This is a genomic window from Gimesia sp. (assembly GCF_048262075.1).
In the GTDB taxonomy this organism is placed as follows: domain Bacteria; phylum Planctomycetota; class Planctomycetia; order Planctomycetales; family Planctomycetaceae; genus Gimesia.
On sequence record NZ_JBLXFK010000006.1, the window covers coordinates 216,168 to 237,070 of the forward strand.

At 51.1% G+C, this 20,903-nt stretch carries 18 protein-coding genes; 5 read left to right on the top strand and 13 right to left on the bottom strand.

The features are described from left to right. Positions 1-27 precede the first annotated feature (27 nt). From ACN0YH_RS14190 to ACN0YH_RS14205, 4 genes are all read right to left on the bottom strand, one after another. Complete coding sequence (locus ACN0YH_RS14190; protein ID WP_417380227.1) at positions 28-984, bottom strand: ornithine cyclodeaminase family protein; 957 nt, start codon at positions 982-984, stop codon at positions 28-30. Positions 985-1,070: 86 nt separating this feature from the next. Next, the gene (locus tag ACN0YH_RS14195; RefSeq protein WP_417380228.1) at positions 1,071-2,027 is read right to left on the bottom strand and encodes a GNAT family N-acetyltransferase; all 957 of its coding nucleotides are present in this window, start codon (positions 2,025-2,027) and stop codon (positions 1,071-1,073) included. Positions 2,028-2,128: 101 nt separating this feature from the next. Next, positions 2,129-3,082, bottom strand: coding sequence for a transketolase family protein (locus tag ACN0YH_RS14200; protein WP_417380229.1), 954 nt, complete (start codon positions 3,080-3,082; stop codon positions 2,129-2,131). Positions 3,083-3,196: 114 nt separating this feature from the next. Beyond that, on the bottom strand, positions 3,197-4,039 hold the full coding sequence (locus ACN0YH_RS14205; RefSeq protein ID WP_417380230.1) for a transketolase: 843 nt from the start codon (positions 4,037-4,039) through the stop codon (positions 3,197-3,199). Positions 4,040-4,510: 471 nt separating this feature from the next. On the opposite strand from ACN0YH_RS14205, the gene ACN0YH_RS14210 reads away from it, so the two are divergent. Then, positions 4,511-4,933: a hypothetical protein gene (locus ACN0YH_RS14210; RefSeq protein WP_417380231.1), complete on the top strand. Its 423-nt coding sequence runs from the start codon at positions 4,511-4,513 to the stop codon at positions 4,931-4,933. A 9-nt stretch (positions 4,934-4,942) separates the two neighbouring features. On the opposite strand, the gene ACN0YH_RS14215 is transcribed toward ACN0YH_RS14210, so the two are convergent. Both ACN0YH_RS14215 and ACN0YH_RS14220 read right to left on the bottom strand, forming a co-directional pair. Beyond that, the gene (locus ACN0YH_RS14215; protein ID WP_417380232.1) at positions 4,943-6,538 is read right to left on the bottom strand and encodes a sulfatase; all 1,596 of its coding nucleotides are present in this window, start codon (positions 6,536-6,538) and stop codon (positions 4,943-4,945) included. A gap of 113 nt (positions 6,539-6,651) precedes the next feature. Continuing rightward, on the bottom strand, positions 6,652-7,359 hold the full coding sequence (locus ACN0YH_RS14220) for an LON peptidase substrate-binding domain-containing protein (RefSeq protein WP_417380233.1): 708 nt from the start codon (positions 7,357-7,359) through the stop codon (positions 6,652-6,654). Positions 7,360-7,494: 135 nt separating this feature from the next. Here ACN0YH_RS14220 and nth point away from each other — a divergent pair, with 135 nt between their 5' ends. Further along, on the top strand, positions 7,495-8,196 hold the full coding sequence (gene nth / locus ACN0YH_RS14225) for an endonuclease III (RefSeq protein ID WP_417380234.1): 702 nt from the start codon (positions 7,495-7,497) through the stop codon (positions 8,194-8,196). Between the two features lie 138 nt (positions 8,197-8,334). Then, positions 8,335-8,904, top strand: a complete 570-nt coding sequence (gene dcd, locus ACN0YH_RS14230) for a dCTP deaminase (RefSeq protein WP_417380235.1) — start codon at positions 8,335-8,337, stop codon at positions 8,902-8,904. A 183-nt stretch (positions 8,905-9,087) separates the two neighbouring features. On the opposite strand, the gene ACN0YH_RS14235 is transcribed toward dcd, so the two are convergent. From ACN0YH_RS14235 to ACN0YH_RS14255, 5 genes are all read right to left on the bottom strand, one after another. Then, positions 9,088-10,110: a 2-oxoacid:ferredoxin oxidoreductase subunit beta gene (locus ACN0YH_RS14235; protein ID WP_417380236.1), complete on the bottom strand. Its 1,023-nt coding sequence runs from the start codon at positions 10,108-10,110 to the stop codon at positions 9,088-9,090. A gap of 78 nt (positions 10,111-10,188) precedes the next feature. Then, a complete protein-coding gene (locus ACN0YH_RS14240) occupies positions 10,189-12,057 on the bottom strand; it encodes a 2-oxoacid:acceptor oxidoreductase subunit alpha (RefSeq protein WP_417380237.1) in 1,869 nt (622 codons plus the stop codon). 733 nt (positions 12,058-12,790) lie between these two features. Then, entirely contained in the window at positions 12,791-13,876 is a 1,086-nt protein-coding gene (locus ACN0YH_RS14245) for a class I SAM-dependent methyltransferase (RefSeq protein WP_417380238.1), read from the bottom strand. Between the two features lie 428 nt (positions 13,877-14,304). Beyond that, positions 14,305-16,524: an ATP-binding protein gene (locus ACN0YH_RS14250; protein ID WP_417380239.1), complete on the bottom strand. Its 2,220-nt coding sequence runs from the start codon at positions 16,522-16,524 to the stop codon at positions 14,305-14,307. Positions 16,525-16,537: 13 nt separating this feature from the next. Further along, entirely contained in the window at positions 16,538-16,801 is a 264-nt protein-coding gene (locus tag ACN0YH_RS14255; RefSeq protein ID WP_417380240.1) for a hypothetical protein, read from the bottom strand. Positions 16,802-17,403: 602 nt separating this feature from the next. Here ACN0YH_RS14255 and ACN0YH_RS14260 point away from each other — a divergent pair. Next, a complete protein-coding gene (locus tag ACN0YH_RS14260; protein WP_417380241.1) occupies positions 17,404-18,774 on the top strand; it encodes a DUF1501 domain-containing protein in 1,371 nt (456 codons plus the stop codon). 34 nt (positions 18,775-18,808) lie between these two features. Here ACN0YH_RS14260 and ACN0YH_RS14265 read toward each other — a convergent pair whose 3' ends face one another. After that, on the bottom strand, positions 18,809-19,147 hold the full coding sequence (locus ACN0YH_RS14265) for a hypothetical protein (protein WP_417380242.1): 339 nt from the start codon (positions 19,145-19,147) through the stop codon (positions 18,809-18,811). Positions 19,148-19,176: 29 nt separating this feature from the next. Between ACN0YH_RS14265 and ACN0YH_RS14270 the strand changes: the two genes are divergently transcribed. Continuing rightward, entirely contained in the window at positions 19,177-19,653 is a 477-nt protein-coding gene (locus ACN0YH_RS14270) for a hypothetical protein (protein WP_417380243.1), read from the top strand. 31 nt (positions 19,654-19,684) lie between these two features. Here ACN0YH_RS14270 and ACN0YH_RS14275 read toward each other — a convergent pair whose 3' ends face one another. Then, on the bottom strand, positions 19,685-20,785 hold the full coding sequence (locus tag ACN0YH_RS14275) for an alkene reductase (RefSeq protein ID WP_417380244.1): 1,101 nt from the start codon (positions 20,783-20,785) through the stop codon (positions 19,685-19,687). Positions 20,786-20,903: the final 118 nt, after the last annotated feature.

The window sequence follows — 20,903 nt, forward strand, 5'->3', positions numbered from 1 at the left end:
TTTGACCTGCCAGCAGTAATCATGTGATTAAAATGGCAGGTCAATTCCCAGTCCTTCCTCAAGTGCCAGCTCAAAAACTTTCACGCCCATGGCAACATCTTCGACTGCCAGCCCCACTGATTTAAACAGGGTGACCTGATCATCGGTGGCCCGGCCGGTTTCACGTTCTGCGACAATCTCACACAGGTTATGCATTAACCGCCAGTCGGTAATGCCTTCGTCGACGGGCTGCAGAAAATCGCCTGCTTCAATTTTGCATTGTTCAATGTCATCACAAACGATCACATCCGCCCGTTTAATGGTGGTGCGGTCGATTTCCCGTCGCGTGCGGTGATTGGACCCGATCACATTGAGATGCGTACCTTCATCAAGTACACGCCCGTCAAACAGGGGGTTTTTACTGCTGGTGGCGCAGATGACAATATCTTTTTCCGCAGCCGTCTCATCGGGAGAGTGTGAGGCGGTGACTTCAACATCGCATAGCTCGGTCATTTCTTCGGCGAAGCGGCTGCAGTTCTCAAAGTTCCGCGAGTAGACTGAAACGAATTCGATTTTTCTGGTCAAACAGACCGCCTGTAACTGAGTGCGTGCCTGAAGGCCTGTGCCGAACAGACCGACCACTTTGGAATCGGGTCGCGCCATATATTCGGTTGCCACTCCACTGGCAGCGCCGGTGCGAAGCTGACCGAGAAAATCCCCTTCGATCAAAGCCTTCATTTCACCAGTTTCCTGATCATAGATGGCAACGTGGAACTGGGCAGCCTCTCTGGTGGTCGTGTAGGCTTTCCAGCCAACATAACCCAGATATTCACTGGAGGCAGACATGGTATGCAGCATGATCCCGGGAGCTTTGACTCGTTGCCGGGGCTCATTTTTTGCGCGGCCCGCTGCCAGTTCCTTGAATACCTTGTGAGTAATCAGGATGGATTTCTCCATGTCCATCAGGGAACGAACGTCATCTTCGGTGATATACAGTGCCGCCATGTACGGTTACCCTTGCAAGTTTAAAAATCGCTGGTGCATTCCCAGAATGTCGTCCTGAAAAGTCGACATCACTATCTTATTACACGCTAACGTGAAATCAGTTGATATACAATACCAGTATCAACCTGATAGTAGCCAACCGCCTCTGCGACATTCCAGGCAACCGTATTGGATTCATCGACATGCAGTTCGAGTTTGGTGATCAGTTCATCCTGCAGTCGGCGGGCGATTTCCAGCAATAATGACTGACCGTACCCTTTGCCTCGTTCGTCTTCTTTTACGTAAACATCGGTCAGTCCGATTACGCGTTCTTCCCATTTGGGGATATAGAGGTCCAGCCCGACGATGGTGGCAGAGGCGACTGCCGGCTCACCTGTTTTGGTTGCGAGTTCAAAATGCAGCGTTTCGAGTCGTCCCATCCGGGTGAGCCACCACCAGTTGGGTGCCTGGAAATCATCGGAAATGTTCAACTGCATTTTGCGGCGGATATTTACCAGATGAAATTTAATCGGGGGTTTTTGCCCCAATAGATCGCGTTGATAAATGCGTGTTGAGCCAATCGCTTCATAGCCAATTGACTCAAAAAAGGGAGCCGCCAGTGGATCTGACAGCAGAAAACCAGAGGGTCGGGTTCCCCCATACAGGCCTACCAGATAAGGGGAACGCAGTCCGGAAGGTCCCGCTGTAATTTCCGTGGCACCTTTGGATTTGAGATATTCCTCTGCCCGTCGAACCAGTTCGCGACCGATTCCCCGGCGGCGGTAATCAGGGTGAACAATGACAGCACAGATCACGCCTTGGGTATAGTCCAGCGCAGACCCTGCTTCATTGGCGGCAAAACCGGCAAGAATAAACCCGACCCTTTCGCCATCCTCTTCTGCAATGATCAGACCATCGGGATCGAAGTAGGGTTGCGAGAAAATCAGAACTTCGAAGGCATCGTTGCTGAGACATTCCGCGGCCCCTCTACCCAGTCCTGCAGTATGCCATAATTTCAGCAGCTGCGGTGGGTCGGTATTATGAAACGCGCGAAACTCAGTCACAAAGTTCTCTCACAATATGTGAACGGGACTTAGAATCAGATATTCTGAAACAGGAATAGAAAAAGCCCTCTTGCGAAATCCCAAGAGGGCTTGCTGATTCCTTATTTTACTTTTTTAACAGCTTCAATAATCGCAGCAGCAGTCAGACCGTATTTGTCCAGCAGCCCCTGGGGATCTCCACTTTCTGCAAAACAGTCGCCCACGTTGACATACGCCATGGGAACCGGATTCGTCTGTGAAACCGCCATGGCGACGGCAGAACCGAGTCCGCCGTGTGCAAGATGCTCTTCTGCTACGACAATCGCGCCGGTTTCATGAGCTGCTTTCTGAACGGCTTCCACATCCAGTGGCTTAACAGTATGCATGTCGATAACACGTACACTGACACCTTCTTCAGCCAGTTTGGTAGCAGCATCAATCGCACCGGCGACCATCAGGCCGTTCGCGATAATGGTGACATCGTCACCCTCACGAACCGTATTGGCTTTACCGATTTCGAAGGTATCACCTTCCTTATAAATCTCAGATACTTTGGGGCGTCCCAGACGCAGGTAAACAGGTCCATCGTATTCCAGCATCGCAGCAGTTGCTGCTTTGGTAGAAACGGCATCGGCAGTGACCATCACCACCATGCCCGGCAGGCTACAGGCCAGGGAAATATCTTCGATCCCCATCTGTGAAGGGCCATCTTCACCAATGGAAATACCGGCGTGGGTTCCCACCAGTTTGACGTTCATGTTAGGGAAGGAAATAGACATTCTGATCTGGTCGTAGGCATTACATAGCAGGAATGCGGCAAAGCTGGCGACCACCGGGATATGTCCTGTTGAAGCCAGACCGCCGGCTACACTGACCATATTGCTTTCTGCAATCCCGACATTAAAGGACCGTTCCGGATAGGCGTTGGCAAAGACTTCTGTGCGGGTTGAGTTCCCGACGTCACCGTCCACCGTCACGATTCCCGGAAATTTATCACCCAACTCTTTCAATGCATCACCAAACGCATCGCGGGTGGCTTGTCCGATTTTCAATCCACTCAGTTCGCCTAAATACATAATAATCTGTCTCTTTTAGTATATGTTTACTTTAGATGTTATTTGATTCGATCCTCCAGCGGTGTTCGACTGCCTGGAACCGTTTCCATTCAGGGACACCTGCTGGCAGAGGTTCTAAGCAAGAAACGCCAGAGCTTTTTCAGCCAGTTCCGGTGAAAGCGGCTTTCCGTGATAGTTCACATCGCCGGTCTCTTCCAGGACGGGGAGAATTCCATAACCTTTTTTCGTCTTTGAAATAATCGCCTTGGGACGATCTGTGACCTTGGCTGCATTTTCCAGAGCTTCGACAACCGCTGCCTGATCGTTGCCTTCAATCGTTTGTGTATACCAGCCGAACGCTGCAATTTTTTCTTGGAAGGAACCCAGATCGAGTACATCGTGCGTCGCACCGGTCTGCTGAAATCCGTTCTGATCGATAATCGCAGTCAGGTTACCCAACTTGAACTTTTCGGCAGCAGCTAATGCTTCCCAGACCTGACCTTCTCCCATCTCCCCGTCACCAATGACGACGAAGACGTTGGAACCATTGTCGTTTAAACGCGCGCCGAGGGCCTGCCCGATTCCCAGAGAAAGCCCCTGTCCCAGTGAGCCTGTTGAGGCTTCAATTCCGGGCAGACGTTTCATGTTGGGGTGACCTTCAAAGGGGCTGCCCAGTTTGCGGAGGGTCATCACATCGTCTTCGGAGAAGTAACCTGCTTCTGCCATCGCTGCGTACAGCACGGGAACGGCGTGACCTTTACTCAGAATGAAACGATCGCGGGCTTCCCAGGTCGGATTTGCGGGATCGTATTTCATGAAACCACCAAACCAGAGTGCGTTGACAACTTCCACAGCAGACAGACTGCTGCTGGGGTGTCCGCTGCCCGCTTCAGTGGTCATACGGATAATCAGACGACGAAGGACTTTCCCTTTTTCCTTCAACTCTTCCAATGATAAGGCATTTGCTTGAGCAGCCACTGTGTTTCCTTCAATTCTTCAAGACAGACAAAAAGTTGCCCCGCTCTCAACCGACTTATCTTCCTTCAGCCTGTAAACTGATGAACTGGCTTTACATGACAGAAGAAGTGCGGTGCTGAAACCGGGTAACCATAGATTTGAGCGGCGACAGCATTCACGCGCCACCAGGCGCAACCTAAGCGCGTCGATGTATTAAGCGTATGCTAACGAGCAAAGCTGCCAGCGACAACCATTCCAGCAGGAGAAACCCGTTTGACGAACTGGAAAAAGAGCTTACCTGACCCTGTTTTTCGTTAAATTCACAAATCTCTCCTCGAACTTTCATCCGGGATCAGTTCTGTCTCCGTTTTCTCTGAAATACACAACTGTTTACACGAATAGTCTTTAAAGCCTGTGGTGCTTCACTCATAATAGAAAAAGTTCTCTCAGCCAAATCAGTGCAGATCCCATCAGGAGTGAGACTCTCAAGTCATGCCAGAAAAACCGTTTACAGACCAGGAACTGCTGGCCTACCTGGATGAAAATCTCTCGGTAGCACTCGTGTCTCAGATCGAAGAGGCACTGCGCCAGTCTGACTCACTGCGGGTCCGCCTGGCTTCCTTATTACGACAGCGGAATGATGGCGTGCATTCGGTGGGCGAGATCTGGAGGCGAAATCGGTTGAGCTGCCCTTCGCGCAGCCAGTTGGGAGGTTATCTGCTGGAAACACTGCCCCCCGATTATCACGAATTTATCGAGTTCCATTTAACGGAAACCGGCTGTCGTTACTGCGAGGCGAATCTGGAAGACCTGAAAGCGGGGCTCTCCGCGGCCTCTCAGGATTCAAATCGACGTCGTCAGAAATACTTCCAGTCTTCCGCCGGTTATCTGTCGGCGGACAAAGACGAGCCATAATCAGCGCTGTCAGTCAAGTGGCTGCGACTCGAAGTCCGTTTCGTTTACCCAGCCTGCCTTAATCTTTTCTCCCTGCATAAAGCGTTCATAAAAGCTGCGCGTGCGGGGATCGGAGTACTGATATTTCTCGAAGAGCGCACCGTTTCCCAGAACCCGCGGATCTTTCTGCGCCGCCAGTTCGTCCTGCAGTTGCTGTTTCAGAGAATTCTTAATCTTCTGATGTGCGGGCAGAGTTGCCAGGTTCTGCATGCATTCCGGATCCTCACTAATGGCATAAAGTTCTTCTGCTGGTCGTCTGCCGAATGCCCACTGCCAGAATTCTTCCTGTTTCCCGTCGCGACGCAGTTGCAGGATGACCGACTTGGTCGGGCTGCCATCACAGTTCAAATAACCGGTTTCGGGATTACCAGCGGGCCAGCGTCCGGGTTCGTCATTTTTGAGATAGAGCATCCCCTGCTTAACGATACCCCGAATCGGATATCCCTGGTCATGGGGCCTGCCGATATCATGGCGTTCTTTACCGATCAATACATGGTCCCGCTCTGGATTCACTATGCCAGATTTTTCTGAATGGAAAATATCCGTCAGACTGCGTCCGGTAATCGGCTGCATGGCTGCTTCTTTCACAGTCAGACCCGCGACTTCCAGAAACGTCGGAGCAAAGTCGATGAAACTGACATAATCTTCGATCACCCGGTTCCCGGTGAGAACCCCCTGCTTCCACATGATGGCCAGCGGCAGATGGTTGGAGCGTTCATATTCCTGCCCTTTGACCCGGGGAAACGGCATTCCGTTATCGGCGGTCACAACCACCAGCGTATTATCCAATTCGCCGCGTTGCTCCAACAGATTCAGCATGCGCACCAGATGCTGGTCGAAGTGTTCAATCTCATAAGCATAGTCGAGCATGTCCGTGCGAATGGTTTCATTATCAGGCCAGTAAGCGGGAACACGATCGATGTCTGTCAGTTTCTTACCGGCTTTCTTAATGCCTGCCCCGTACTCATAACCTCGATGCGGTTCGAATCCGCCATACCAGAAACACCACGGCTTCTCTGCAGCACTTTGCTTGAGAAACAGTTCAAAGTTGGCAGCGTAGTCGATGGGTGAAATTCCGCTCGCCGGCGGTTTTGTGCGTTTCTGATTATACGCGGGTCCTGCCAGATCGCGGCGTTTGCCGTTCGCATCGACGGCGACACCCGGCGCCCAGCCTTTCGCAGTCTTACCCACTGCATAACCGGCGTCTGCCAGTGATTCGACGTAGGTTTTAAACTCCGGAGGGAAAAACGCCATATGATTGCCGGCTTCTTTCAGCTGCCACGAATTGCGACCGGTGAGAATGCAGGCCCGTGAAGGCGCACACTTGGCATTCGGCGTATAAGCGTTGGTGAAGAGCAATCCTTCCCGCGCCACCCGATCAAAGCCGGGCGTCTTGACCCAGGAACAGCCATACGCGCCCATATGAGGAAACGAGGCATCGTCGGCGATACAGAACAGAATATTCGGACGGCTGTCTTCCGCCACGTTCGACTCTGCTCTGACAACTCCGGTGCAGAGCATTCCGAAAAGCAACAGGTATAATACTGCGGTCAAACGGGTTTTCATTTCAACTGTTCTCCGGTAGAGCTATCCAGGGTGGAAGCAGTGACGACTGTAAGATGGATCATTTATCTTACGCGACCAGAGAAGCAGCCTCAAGAAAGAATGGCCCGCGCGACTCAGTTACAACTGAAGTCTGTCGAAAGACCACAGGCAACGGGGTTCTGCTGCCGTTCGCGGTGCCTGTTTTTAAGGAATCTCAACAAAAGATCACTGCGGAGATCGACATCCCGTTCGTTCAGGAGCATCTGACTTAATGCCGGTTCCAGTCTAATCGTACCGGCCAGTGTATCACAAAGTGTTCCCAGGCTGACTTCGCAGTGCAACTGATGGTAATACGTCGGATTGGAAGCGTTATCCATATAAATGCGAGAGAAGTGTTCGAGCAGTTCCAATTGACGATGTTCGCGGTGAATGACAGGCTGATCCGCATAATAATCTGCTTTCAGATCAAGCAGCGCCTTCTGATAAGGCAACTCTGATTTCTGCAAGACGACCATCTGTGCGCGACACAGGCCCTGCAGTAGAATCGAGCGGGCTCCCGAATGCAGTTGATACGGTGTCAGTACAGAAGCGACGCAAACAGTGCGAATCTGGGATTCAGTAGAAAGTTCGGTTCCCGTAGCGGAACACGTCTGTTTAAGATCGACGGCAATGATACCATGGGTCTCGAGTGCTTCGTCAACCAACTGACAGTCAGCGGGATCAGTGAGGCGGAGTGGAATGACCGCATGTGGCAGAAGTATGCATTCTTCCAGCTTCAAGACGGGAACCATTCCGGAGATGGTCTTTAGCTGCTGCTCAATCACTGCGTTGTCTGTTAGCATTATTTATATTCCAATTCCGTACATTGAAAAACCATTCCGAGTCCCCCATACTGAGTCCGTTCATGAAACTCAGCTGTCTGGTTCAAATTATGTCAGCCAGAGTAGCACTCCATTTTGGGAATTGTCACGCAGAATATGGCTAAAAAAAAATCGCAAGTCGAAGCAGGTTCCGGTTATAGCGACTCACTTGATGACAAAAAGAAACATGCCCGCAAAATCGCAAGGGGACTGGCACGTCTGTTTCCGGAACCCGAATGTGCATTGATCCATGATTCGCCGTTTCAACTGCTCGTCGCGACAATTCTCTCTGCACAGTGCACCGACGAACGCGTGAATGCAACCACGCCGACCCTGTTCAAAAAATATCCGACCGCGGAAAAACTGGCGATCAGTAAGCAGGAAGATGTCGAAAAGATTGTCTATCCACTCGGTTTTTTTCGGGCCAAGGCTACAAACATCCGCAAGATGGCACTAGCAGTCACGGAAGAACACCAGGGCGAGATTCCCCGCACACTCAAAGAACTGGTGGCATTACCAGGGGTAGGGCGCAAGACAGCCAATGTGGTTCTGGGAACCGCATTCGGAATTCCCAGCGGCGTGGTGGTGGATACGCACGTTAAACGCATCTGCAACATCTTCGGGCTCACCGCCAGTAAGAACCCCGAGATCATCGAACGCGATTTGATAGAGGTCCTGCCGAAAAAAGAATGGATCGACTTTTCCCATCGGGTCATCCTGCACGGTCGCGCCACCTGCGTAGCCCGCAGACCCCGCTGCACGGAATGTAGTCTGCTGAAAATCTGCCCGCGGATCGGGTTGAAGCCGCTGACAGAGTGAACGCTTTTCACCAGTGGAGTATTGGTACTTGGCTCTGTTTCCGAAAAGGTTTGCCCGAACCGTTGAAAGCCGGTACGCGTCGGTTTATGGTTCCAGTATGCAGAGTCTTTTTCCATCCTTCACAATAATGAGAAGCCAATGATCCTGACCGGGAAAGAAATTGAATCACGCCTGGGAACAGATATTGTCATTGAACCCTATCATAAAAAATATCTGAACCCTAACAGCTATAACCTCTGCCTGCATAACGAGTTGATGGTCTACGAGGAAATCGTACTGGATATGGCCCGCCCGAATCGACTGGGCAAATATGTCATCCCTGAAGAAGGCATGGTGCTCTATCCCGGTCAACTCTACCTGGGTCGAACCATCGAACGGACTGAAACCCACAATCTGGTACCCCTGCTGGAAGGACGCTCTTCCATCGGGCGTCTGGGAATTTCCGTACACGCCACGGCAGGTGTGGGTGATATCGGTTTTTGCGGTTACTGGACTCTGGAAATCACGGTAGCGCAGCCGGTTCGGGTTTACGCCGGCGTCGCGATCTGCCAGATTATCTATAATACGGCGATCGGAGAAATCGTCGAATACAATAGTGACAAGTACCAGAACAACAAAGGCATTCAACCCAGCCTGCTGTTCAAAGAACTGGACCCGGCGGAGTCGCGCCAGATGCGGCTCTCCTTCGGCGAAGAAGCCTCGCAGTAATCTGTTTCGATTGAAAAAACAGAAGCCATTAAAAAATAAAAAGGCGTTACAGTTGAGTCTGTAACGCCTTTCTTTTTTCGAATCTTAGGCTGTGTCACTGTTACGAAAGCGTCTCTCAATCTAATCTACTCGGGCCAAACAGCCCTGGAGACGCGATGCTAATATGTGATCCACTCCCGCTGCTTATACGGTCCAGGTATCACCGGTGCTGAACAGTGCTTCCAGATCCCCTTCGCCGTTACGTTCGGTGGCAGCGTCCACCTGCTGATAGACGGCTTCGTTGTAGGTTGGATGATCAACGGCTCGGAAGACGCCCATCGGCTCGGGCATTTCGGGATGCCGCATGCTTGCCAGGAGGAACGCCAGATTCATATCTTCTGACTTTTCATCATGGAACAGCAGATCATCTTCTGAGACCCCTTTACCCAGTTCGACCACTTCCGGTTGATCATGGCTATTGAGCCGGATTCCTTTATCCCGCTCTTTACCAAAGATCAACGGTTTGCCGTGTTCGAGGTAGATCAAATTCTCTTCTTTCTTGCCTTTCTTGGAGGCAAACTCAAATGCACCGGAGTTGAACACGTTGCAGTCCTGATAGACTTCAACGAAAGCGGAGCCTTTATGCTTGGCAGCACGTTCGAGCACGCTACACAGATGCTTAACGTCGACATCAACCGAACGGGCGGCAAATGTGGCCCGGGCACCGATGGCAACCGACAGTGGATTCAAAGGCCGGTCGACCGAACCGAAGGGCGTACTTTTCGTTTTCGTTCCGGTTGGACTGGTAGGTGAGTACTGACCTTTGGTCAAACCATAAATCTGGTTGTTGAACATGATCACTTTCAGGTCCACGTTACGACGCAGTACGTGCATGAAGTGATTCCCGCCAATCGACAGCGAATCGCCATCACCGGTGATCACCCAGACCTGCAGATCCGGATTGGCCAGTTTGACGCCGGTGGCAATCGCAGGAGCCCGACCGTGAATACTGTGCATGCCGTAGGTGTCCATGTAATACGGGAAACGGCTGGAGCAGCCAATTCCCGAAACGAACACGAACTTCTCTTTGGGAATCCCCAAAGTCGGCAGCACTTTTTTCATCTGGGCGAGAATGGAGTAATCGCCACAGCGTGGGCACCAGCGAATTTCCTGATCACTGGCGAAATCTTTTGGCGAGAGGACAGGCAGTGGGATATCAACGCTCATTTATTTCTATCCTTAAACGCAATTGCTGTTTCTTAAAATGGTAGATTATTAAATTGGAAAACAGAGGGAGCTGGAAAATTATTTCTCGTCAAGCATCTCTCTGATTTTCTGTTTGACTTCACTGATCAGGAACGGTTTTCCCTGGACCTTATTCAAGCCAACCGCATCAGCCAGATAAGTACCACGAATGATCATCCGTAATTGCCCGGTGTTCAACTCGGGAATCAGGACTTTCTTATATCGCTTGATCAGATCGCCCAGATTTTTCGGGAACGGATTCAGATAGCGAATATGGGCATGCGCCACCGACAAGCCTTCCTTGACCGACTGTTTCACGGCTGTGTGAACCGCCCCGTATGTTCCCCCCCAGCTGATTACCAGCAGTTCGCCTGATTCAGGACCTTCGACGGTCTGTTCGGGAATGAAGTCTGCAATCCCGGCAATTTTCTCTGCCCGGAGTGTTGTCATAAACTGGTGATTTTCGGGTGAGTAATTCACATTTCCGGTCACATCCGATTTTTCCAGGCCGCCCACACGATGTTCGCAACCGGGTGTGCCGGGAACGACCCAGGGACGGGTCTTCTTTTCATTCCGCAGATAAGGCATAAAGGGTTCATCACCCTGCTTATTCTCATGAGAAACCGGAATCGGCTTCAAGCTGGAAATTTCCGGAATTTTCCAGGGCTCGGCTCCGTTGGCGATGTAACCATCACTGAGCAAGAGCACGGGAGTCATGAATTCAACTGCGATCCTCAGAGCTTCCTGTGCCATCTCGAAGCAGTCTGCTGGTGTTGCAGGTGCAATAAGAGGCATCGGGCAGTCACCGTTGCGGCCGAACATGCACATATACAGGTCTGATTGTTCGGTTTTGGTGGGCAGCCCCGTACTGGGTCCGCCGCGTTGTACATCGACCACGACCAGCGGCAATTCCATAATCGCTGCCAGTCCTATGCCTTCGCCTTTTAAGGCGATGCCGGGACCACTGCTGGCAGTAATCGCCAGATCGCCGGCGTAAGAGGCACCGACGACACTGGTGATCGCGGCGATTTCATCTTCCGCCTGAAAGGTGACGACATTGAAATTTTTCAGTTTGGAAAGTTCGTGCAGAATATCACTGGCGGGGGTAATTGGATAACCGCCATAGAACAGTTGCTTGCCGGCCAGCTTGGCGGCGGTGACAAAACCAAAGGCCAAAGCTTCGTTTCCGGTAACTTTACGATATTTTCCTGGAGGCAATTCCGCTGGATCAACGCGGTAATGTACGGTAATCGCTTCAGTGGTGATGCCATAGTTATAACCGGCGTGTAACGCTTTCAGGTTCGCTTCCACCAGTTCGGGTTTCTTGGCGAATTTGGATTTGACCCATTCTTCTGTCGGCGTAGCATCGCGCTGATAGAGCCAGTAAACCAGTCCCATCGCGAAGAAGTTTTTGCAGCGTTCGGCTTCACGCGGCGAAAGTCCCAGTTCCGCAACGGCATCCCGTGTCAGGCTGGTCATCGGTACTTTTTGCAGTTGGTAGGCAGCGAGTGCTTCTTCGTCGTCGAGCGGATTACTGTCGTAGCCGGCTTTTGATAAGTTGCTTTTTTCAAAGGCGTCTTCATTGACGATCAGCGTACCGCCACGTCTCAGGTCTGCCACATTGGTTTTCAAGGCAGCCGGGTTCATGGCAACCAGTGTATCGACTTCATCACCGGGTGTGAAAACATCGCTGCTGGAAAAACAGATCTGGAAGCCACTCACGCCGCCCAGCGTCCCGGCGGGTGCGCGGATTTCTGCTGGGAAGTCGGGTAATGTTTTCACATCATTACCAAATACAGCGGACACATTCGTGAACTGCGTGCCGGCCAGCTGCATTCCGTCGCCACTATCACCACAAAAACGAATAACAACAGCATCCAGTTGTTCGCTGATCTTGCCATTAGCACCAGACACATCAGTGGTCGACATTCTTTTGTTTACTCCCCGGTAGTCGCCTGGGTTCAGGCGATACAATCTCAGTTGAATGAAAAAATATTTTAATGGTCTGTCTTCCCGGTGATCGCAACAGCCGTCCGAATAAGAGACGGATTTGCGGGCCTGATCTTGTTCTTCGAAATCGAAAAACCAGACACTTCATCACTGAAAAGTTGAAACCGTGGAAAACGCGATGTGCTCTCTCAGACATGGTTCGGGACTGAATTGCTTCAGACCCTCAAGCAGGAGGGAAAGACGCAGGAGTAGGCAACACTTGGTTTTCACAATTTACATGCATCAGTTTGTCTGTCGGGCGATTCCGTTCAATCCCTTGCGAGCATTGAAGTTCCGGCCCCAGACATCCGTGCTTTCCATCACGGCCTGCTTACCACCACTCCCTTGAACGGCAAACTCAACGCAACAGATTTATTCCTTATAATCGGCATTTTTGCACTATATTCAACACTTGGAAAGGCCTTAAACATCACATTCTTTGCTGATTCTTCAGATTTTCTCTCATGAGATGCAAGCAGACCAGCACTCCTATCAAATTATAGGCAGCCTTTCCTGTCATCCAACTTAAATTAAACCCGGATATCCTGTTTTAATTCCCCGGCTGATTTCAGATTAAGGTCAACGTAATCATTTGCCCTAAGTACAATGAAAACAGGGAGTAGAAACCGATGGGTTCCCACTCCCTGTAGAGACACGATTCACAGCAACCCGTTCAACTCATTTTCGTCATTGTGTAAAAATAATTCATAATATCGTGAGGCAGCTCCTGAACATCAATATTATTGAAGCCCGCCTCTTCCAGCATTGAGCACGCCAGTTCTTTGCCCCAGCAAGTCCCCAGCCCCGCCCCGCCCTGGGCCAGAGAGACGGTCATACAATGCATCGTCGAGATGGTATAGAACATCGGCCCCAGTGGATTTGAGATATTCTGCTCCACATTGCTGGAGGCGGCAATGTCCTGCATCAGGAAGGTGCCCCCCGGTTTCAAAGCCGCATTCACTTCGCGGAGAACCTGATCCGGTTTGGCCTGATCGTGAATCACATCGAAGGCGGTAATCAGATCAAAGGTGTCGGTCAGGTTCATCTGGGAAACATCCTGCACCCGGAAAGTCACATTGGAGACACCCCGCTTCGTGGCTGACTCCTGGGCCCGTCCGATCGATTCTTCGGAGATATCGAAACCAGTAAAGCGACTTTGAGGGAAAGTAGCGGCCATTTCAATCAACGCCAGACCACTGCCACAACCGATATCCAGCACATCAATGCCTGCTTTCAGCCTGTCTTCGAGCCCCGGGACCAGTGGCAGAATATGTTCGAACAGGCCACACACGACCGAATTATAACTCTCTTCGGCCATGACTTCGTGGAAGCGGGAGAACTCGGTGTAAGGCACTCCGCCCCCTTCACTGAAACAATCGACAATTTGATCCTCCACGGAGCCGAGCACGGAAAACCACTGCATCGTGGTGGCAAAATTATTTGAACCAGCGGCACGGGTCAGCAATGCGGCATGCTCGGCGGGAAGAAAAAAGGTCTTCAACACCGGGTCGTATTCCATAATTCCACCGGTGACCATTGCCCCCAGCCACTCGCGAACATAGCGTTCATTTAAGCCGGACTGCTCTGCGATGGCCTCGCTGGTGGCGTGCTCCATCTCACTCATGATGTCAAACAGCCGGGCCCGGTGACCAATGGAGAGCATGAATGAGAGCGCACTGTGATTGACGATCTGCAGCAGTTTCTGTCCGAATTCGTCGGTTCGCTCCGCATCGATATTCAGATTACAGTTGTTACACATTGTAAATTCCTTTCTTGATGATTCTGGGAATGACAGCCGTTTGGATTGGCAGAAAACGAGTAGCCCTGCTGAACTCGCTCCTGCATGACAGAGCGAAAAAACCGGAGTTATGTTACCATATTTTTTACAGAAAAAAGAAAATGATTCGTTGAACCATCTCAAGATTAATCAAACTCTCACAGAGTCGTCACACGCAGATTGCGTTTGACTGTCAGGTCTACGCTGTTGAGAACGTCTCCAGCGGTATTGGAACCGAGCAGCACCGCATGAAAGACCCGATGCTAAACTGTGATGCGTTCAAGCAGAGAGAAACGAAGCGAATCGCCTTTAAACCACTTGCAGCGACAGGCGTCTTTTCAAGATAGAACCTGGCGATTGCATTATCTTAAAAAGGACGACTCCGAATTCGTGAGACAAGCCCTTTGCGCTTACGTTCCCGGGTCAGTGTTGTCTCTGAGAAGTCCGTCCTGAAAAGCGTATTGAGCAACCAACCGAATCAGTTTTTTACGATCAATGGGCTTGATGGTATAATCATCACAGCCGCTCTCGAGGCATTTCTCTCGATCTGTTGCCATCGCATGTGCGGTTAGCGCGATGATGGGACGAGCGTATCCCTCATTTCGCAATCGTGTTGTAGCAGCATACCCGTCCAGTACCGGCATTTGCATGTCCATCAAAATCACATCAAAGGGAGCCTGCTCCCTCTCTGCTTTCGCCACCAGGTCTATCGCGACTTGTCCATTTTCGGCCAGTGTAATTTCCGCTCCGGCGCCCTTCAACATAAAGCTGATCAGACGCTGGTTATCTGGTCCATCTTCGACAAGCAGCAGGCGACAGTTTTCGAGTGAGGTTCCCTGAACATCACCCTGGGAGTCATCCAGCTTGTTAGAGATCAGATTGCCATCGCCTTCAATCAGTCGTGAATGATCTACTTCCCCCACCGGAATAACGATAGAAAAAGTACTCCCCTTTCCCAGTGTACTGGAGACCTGGATTGTACCGCCGAGCAGTTCCACCAGGCGTTTGCAGATAGCAAGGCCCAGACCGGTTCCCCCATACTGTCGCGTCGTTGAGCTATCAGCCTGTGTGAACGGTAAAAAGAGACGCTCGATGTGCTCTGCCGCGATGCCAATGCCTGTGTCGATTACATCGAAGCGAAGTTTTTGCTGATCACTTTGCTCAGCGTTTAACAGTTGAATCACCAGTTGAACTGATCCCTGCTCCGTAAATTTGATTGCATTTCCGATCAGATTGATCAGGATCTGGCGCAGCCGCGCCGGGTCGGAGTGAATCAATTCAGGAATCGCTCCTTCAAATTTGATTTCCAGCGGAATGCTCTTTGCCAGAGCTCGCACGTGCAGCAGGGAAGTCACATCGTTCACAATTTCATGAGGAGAACAGTCGAGCCATTCCACGTCTAATTTACCGACTTCAATCTTCGATAAATCTAAAATATCGTTGATGAGTTCCAGTAGAAATTCCCCATTCTGATGGATGGTCTGTACGACTTCGATCTCCTCAGTCTGGTTCAGGTCATTGATCAGGATGTCTGTAAACCCCAGTATGGCCGTCATTGGTGTGCGAATTTCATGGCTCATGTTGGCAAGAAACTCAGACTTGGAACGATTGGCCGCTTCGGCTGCATCTTTCGCGTGTTGTAACTGCGAGATTGCCTGAAACCGTTCGATGACAATTCCTGCAAGATAAGCTGTGGTCTCAATCAGCTCACGCTCATCCTTTTCTGGTAATTTGTGAGTCTGGTAATACATGGCAAGTGTCCCGAGCACCTTCCCTCTGCGAGAACGAATCGGAACTGACCAGCAAGCTTTCAATCCCGTGCGTTTTACCAACTCTCTTATCGGCTCCCAATTTCGATGTTCCAGCACATTCTCGATAAACACGGGACGATTATGAAATGCAGCTGCTCCACAGGAACCCTTTGCAGGACCTATTTTGAATGGACTTGTGGCCTCGGTGTAATATTTCGGAAGACTGGGGGCAACCCCGGGCTGCAGATACTGACCTGACTCATCGAGTAGAAGAATAGAACAGATCATTTCAGGACTGTATGACTCTACGCCAAGTACGATCGTTTCCAGCACTTTCTCCAGAGGAACGGATGAGGCCAACTGCTTGTAAACCTGGTTTCGACTGAGTGTCAGAGTTGCTTCTCGTTTACGTTCTGAGATGTCAAGAACAATGGCGACAAATACGGAACGCTCATCGAGCTGTGAAAGTTGAAGATGTAATTCAACCGGATATAAGGAGCCGTCTTTGCGGCGATGAACAGTTTCAAACTCGATATGATCGATGTCACCATTCAACAGCGGCGCCAGCAGGATTTCAATGGAGGCAAGTGTATGTTCTGGTTTAATTTCAAGCGGGCTCATCTCCTTGAGCTCTTCCAATGTATAGCCGATATTTTCCAGTGCTCCATGATTCACATGCACGAAGCGGAAGGACTCTACATCAACAACATAGATTTCGTTCAGAGAGCGATCCAGAATTTCACCAAACGCATTCAAATGGGGCTGCGCACGCTGACTTAATTCCGGTTGCTGAAGAGAAATACTGTCACACACTGCATCGAATGCCGTATTCAACTCAGAAGCAACCGAAGCGTCGAGCTTACCAATACATTGTCGCATAAATTCAATTGGATCAGATGGCGTTTGAATTTGTTTCCCCCCTTGCGATATTCGACTCCAGGATCACAGCTCCTGATTTCTCACTGGAATAATCCAGACGTAGTAATTCAAAGCCGGTCTTCATGCAACATGTTTTGACATCCGGGTGAAAGACAGGATCATCGGCGATCACAGTCAACTCATGACCAGAACAACATTGTTTAAGGCGTGTTGCGCGCTGTTCGATGTCCAGCGAGCCTTTCAGCCCCGTCAGATCAAGGTCCCGTATGGTAGACATCTGCGAGTCGCCCTTAAACAAATACGGGTTACACTGATAGCAGAAGATTGTTCACTAAATGTGCACCGCGACAAACCTGTATGCCGACATAGTCATTTAATTCCGGAAAACTGTCAATATTCATCTTCCTCACCTCTTAAGCAGTGGGATCAGCCTCGGCTCCGATCACAGAAACGTTCTCCCCTGATAGATTGTGTGACCTTGCTGTCACCAGCGCATCAGTCTATTTCAAACATAGGCTCTGTTTGGGGAAGACGCTTGTGAGAAAATTGAACACATCAGTGATATTTCCAGCCTGTGAAGGTTCATCGCCTGATGTTAAACCTTATAACCAGAACACACGGTAAAAATGCACACATACACTGGTTTTCTCAAGTCAAACACTCTCGTCTTATCTTACTACCTGCTCAAATTTAATAGTGGTAGAATTGCCAGTGAAATCTGCTGGCTTGAAACCAGATAAATCAATGAATTTATATATATCAATGGACGAAATGTCGTGTGCGCTGTTAAAATGATGTACTGTCTAAGTATCAATTGCCCGCGTCTCATAAGAACAGAGTGATCGACCAGTTAACTCTCTAAAGAACCGGAGAACGCCAATGCCAGGCAGATTGCCAGAACGTCGTCTATCACGTCGTGAATTGCTTCGCGTGGGCGCACTGGGTACCGCCGGTCTCACGCTGCCTCAGCTGTTGGCATCACAAGCGGCGCGCGCCGCAGGCCCGGTGACTGGCCCCACGGCGAAAGCAGATGCCTGCATCATCCTGTTTCTGAACGGCGGCCCCAGTCATCTCGATATGTGGGACATGAAACCCTCCGGGCCGATAGAAATTCGCGGCGAGTTCAACCCCATCGCCAGTTCGCTGGAAGGGGTTCAGGTCAGCGAGCATCTGCCTCTGCTCGCTCAGCAGATGCATCACACGACTTTGATTCGTTCGATGAATCACAGCGTCAATAATTCCCATGCGGCTGCCGTCTATGCGGCGCTCACCGGTCACGATCGCGGCGAACAGGGGGGTGGCGCGAAACCCGATGATCATCCCTGCCCGGGAGCCGTGCTCGCCAAACTGCGACCCACGCCCAACGGTTCGCTGCCTTATATTTCCCTTCCCTACAAAACCAAGGAAGGTGCCGCCGGCCCACTGCAGCCTGGTTTTCTAGCCGGCTTCATGGGGGCGACTTACGATCCGTTCTGGGTACTCGACGATCCGAATCAACCGAATTTTAATGTGCGCAATCTGGCGCTACCGGCTGGTTTAGCCATGGATCGTATGAACAACCGACGTAGCCTGCTCTCTTCCCTCGACCAGGGGCTGAACCTCGACTCCAATCAGATACTGGCCTCGATGAATGATTTTCAGAGACAGGCGTTTGACCTGTTGACGTCCAACAATGCCCAGCAGGCATTTAAGTTAAGCGAAGAACCCGACAGTGTCCGCGACCGCTACGGTCGCAACATCTACGGACAGAGCGTGCTTTTAGCGCGGCGGCTGATTGAAGCCAACACGCGCGTTGTCACCATGTCCTGGGCACCGGATGCAAACGCCACCTGGGACACACACGGCCAGAACTTCAACAAACTGAAAACCACACTGCTGCCGCAATTCGACGCCGCCTGCAGCAGTCTGATCGCCGACCTCGCTGAAAGTGGCAGGCTGGAACGCACGCTGGTCGCCGTACTGGGCGATTTCGGTCGCACCCCCAAGATCAACAACAACGCCGGTCGCGACCACTGGAATTCGTGTTATTCGATCATGCTGGCCGGCGGCGGGATCAAGCCTGGCTTCGTCCTGGGTGCCAGCGACCGCTCGGGCGCGGTTCCCACGCACAGCCCCGTCTCCCCCGGCGACATCGTCGCCACCATGTATCGCCTGCTGGGCATCGACCACCAGCATCTGATCTACGACACACTCAACCGCCCGCACACGGTTGTGCCCGAAGCCCGACTCGTGCCGGAAATTATGGCGTGAGTGAGTTTTCAGTTTGTTGATAAACAACTCAGTTCTATGTCTGCAGCAGTGAATTTAATTCATCACCTGCAGCAAAGAATAGTTTCCAGTCTTGAACGGTTCTGATCTGGTCTGTCGTCCATGTCTCAGAGTTCAATTCAAACCATGTTTTGCGAATCTCTTCACTCAGGCAAACTGCCTCACGGTTGATCTTTCCAGCAGATAATAATTTTTGCAAACTGTCTTCATGAAAGTACGATGACACTCCGATGTCAAACTCTTCGAAGAGATTATATTCCAGCTCACCATTACCCAACGAAGTAATCTGTGAGTTACATTTCGCTGCGGTATCCAGGTATAATTCATAAAGTTGATCCATAGAAGTTTCGTTCATTAAACTCACCCTCACTAAGGCGTTTCGCGATGTCCAATACGATTCCTGGATTTGCTGAATTCGCACAGCAGCCTGATATATCCCAACAGGAACTGGTGTCCCGGCTGGAAAACAGTTCCGGGCTGGGTGTCTCTCTAATGGATCCGAGCGAACTATATAATTTTCCTGACAGCCATCTGCCAAGTGAGTCTGCCCTGGTATTTCTGATTTCAGACTATCCCCGCAGCAAAAACGCGACTTACCTGATTGACGGTCTGGACTTTGCGCCGGAAGCAGACATTGACTTGCCACTTCGCAGCCGGGAACGTCTTGAGCTGATCCTGTTGCTCATCGAGTCGCTGTTCGAGAACTACGACGTTTCCCGGCTCTGTATTGCCTTTAGTGATATGGGTCAGATTGAAGCGGTCATCAAAACCAGGCAAACCGATCTGCGTAAGACAATTTTAGAGGACTGCGAATCCAATATCATGCCCCCCTGCTCAATCTATGACATCGTGGCAGATTGAGCGGTTCAATAATATTGAAGCGTGAAGCCCTTCATGCCTCTTCTGCGACGGGGAAATCGGTATAACCTTTGGCACCGTTGGGGCTGTACCAGTCCTGCATTTCGGCTTCAGGCGCGAGTTCCAGGCCTTCCGCGAAACGGTGGACCAGATCCGGGTTGCTGATAAAGGGACGGCCGAAGGCGATCATGTCGGCATCACCAGCGCCGATAGCTGCTTCGGCGGATTCCTGTGTGTAACCACAGTTGCCGATCAAAGGGTGGTGAAAGACCTTACGAAACTCGGCAAGCGTCATCGGCTCACCCAGTTCGTGAAAACCAAAACCCAGGCCATCCATAACGTGCAGATAAGCCAGGCCGAACTGATCCAGTTGAGAGGCAACATACGTAAACTGCTCGCGATAGTCGGGGGAGCCCATGTCGTTGAAATTTCCATTGGGGGAAAGCCGCACGCCGACACGATTGGCTGGCCAGACCTCGGTCACCGCAGAGACCACTTCGCCCAGCAGACGATACCGGTTCTCCACGCTGCCACCATATGCATCATCGCGATGATTGGTTTTTGACTGCAGAAACGTGTCCAGCAGATAGCCGTTCGCTGAGTGGACTTCGATGCCATCAAAGCCGGCCCGTTTTGCACGTTCGGCCGCCTGTTTGTAGTCGGCGACAACAGCCGGCAGCTCATTGGTTTCCAGTGCGCGGGGCACTTCGTGCGGTTCTTTCCCTTTAGGCGTATGAATATATTCCGCGTCGATGGCAATGGCTGAGGGCGCAACGTGCTTTTCCCCGTTATGAAAACTGGGATGCGAGGCCCGACCACAGTGCCAGAGCTGCAGAAAGATTTTTCCCCCCTGCTCATGGACGGCAGCGGGAATCTGTTTCCAGGCAGCTTCCATTTCGTCCGTGTAGATGCCGGGGCTTTCATTCCAGCCATTCGCCTGCGGGGAGATCGTGGTTGCTTCCGTAATAATCAGGCCGGCAGCGGAGCGCTGTTGATAGTATTCTGCCATCAAAGCATTGGGAACTCGCTCTGTTCCAGCGCGAGACCGCGTCAAGGGAGCCATGGCGATCCGGTTGGGCAGTGTGAAATCACCAATTGTGACAGGTGTAAACAACTGGGGTGAAGTCGTGGTCATAACAGATTCCCTGGATGAAGTCGGTTCAGAATGAGCGCTCATACAATGCTTAAGTCCGGCTGGTCAGTGTAGTTCACCATACTAATGGAATAAAAGGTTACGGCATCCGGTTTGTTCA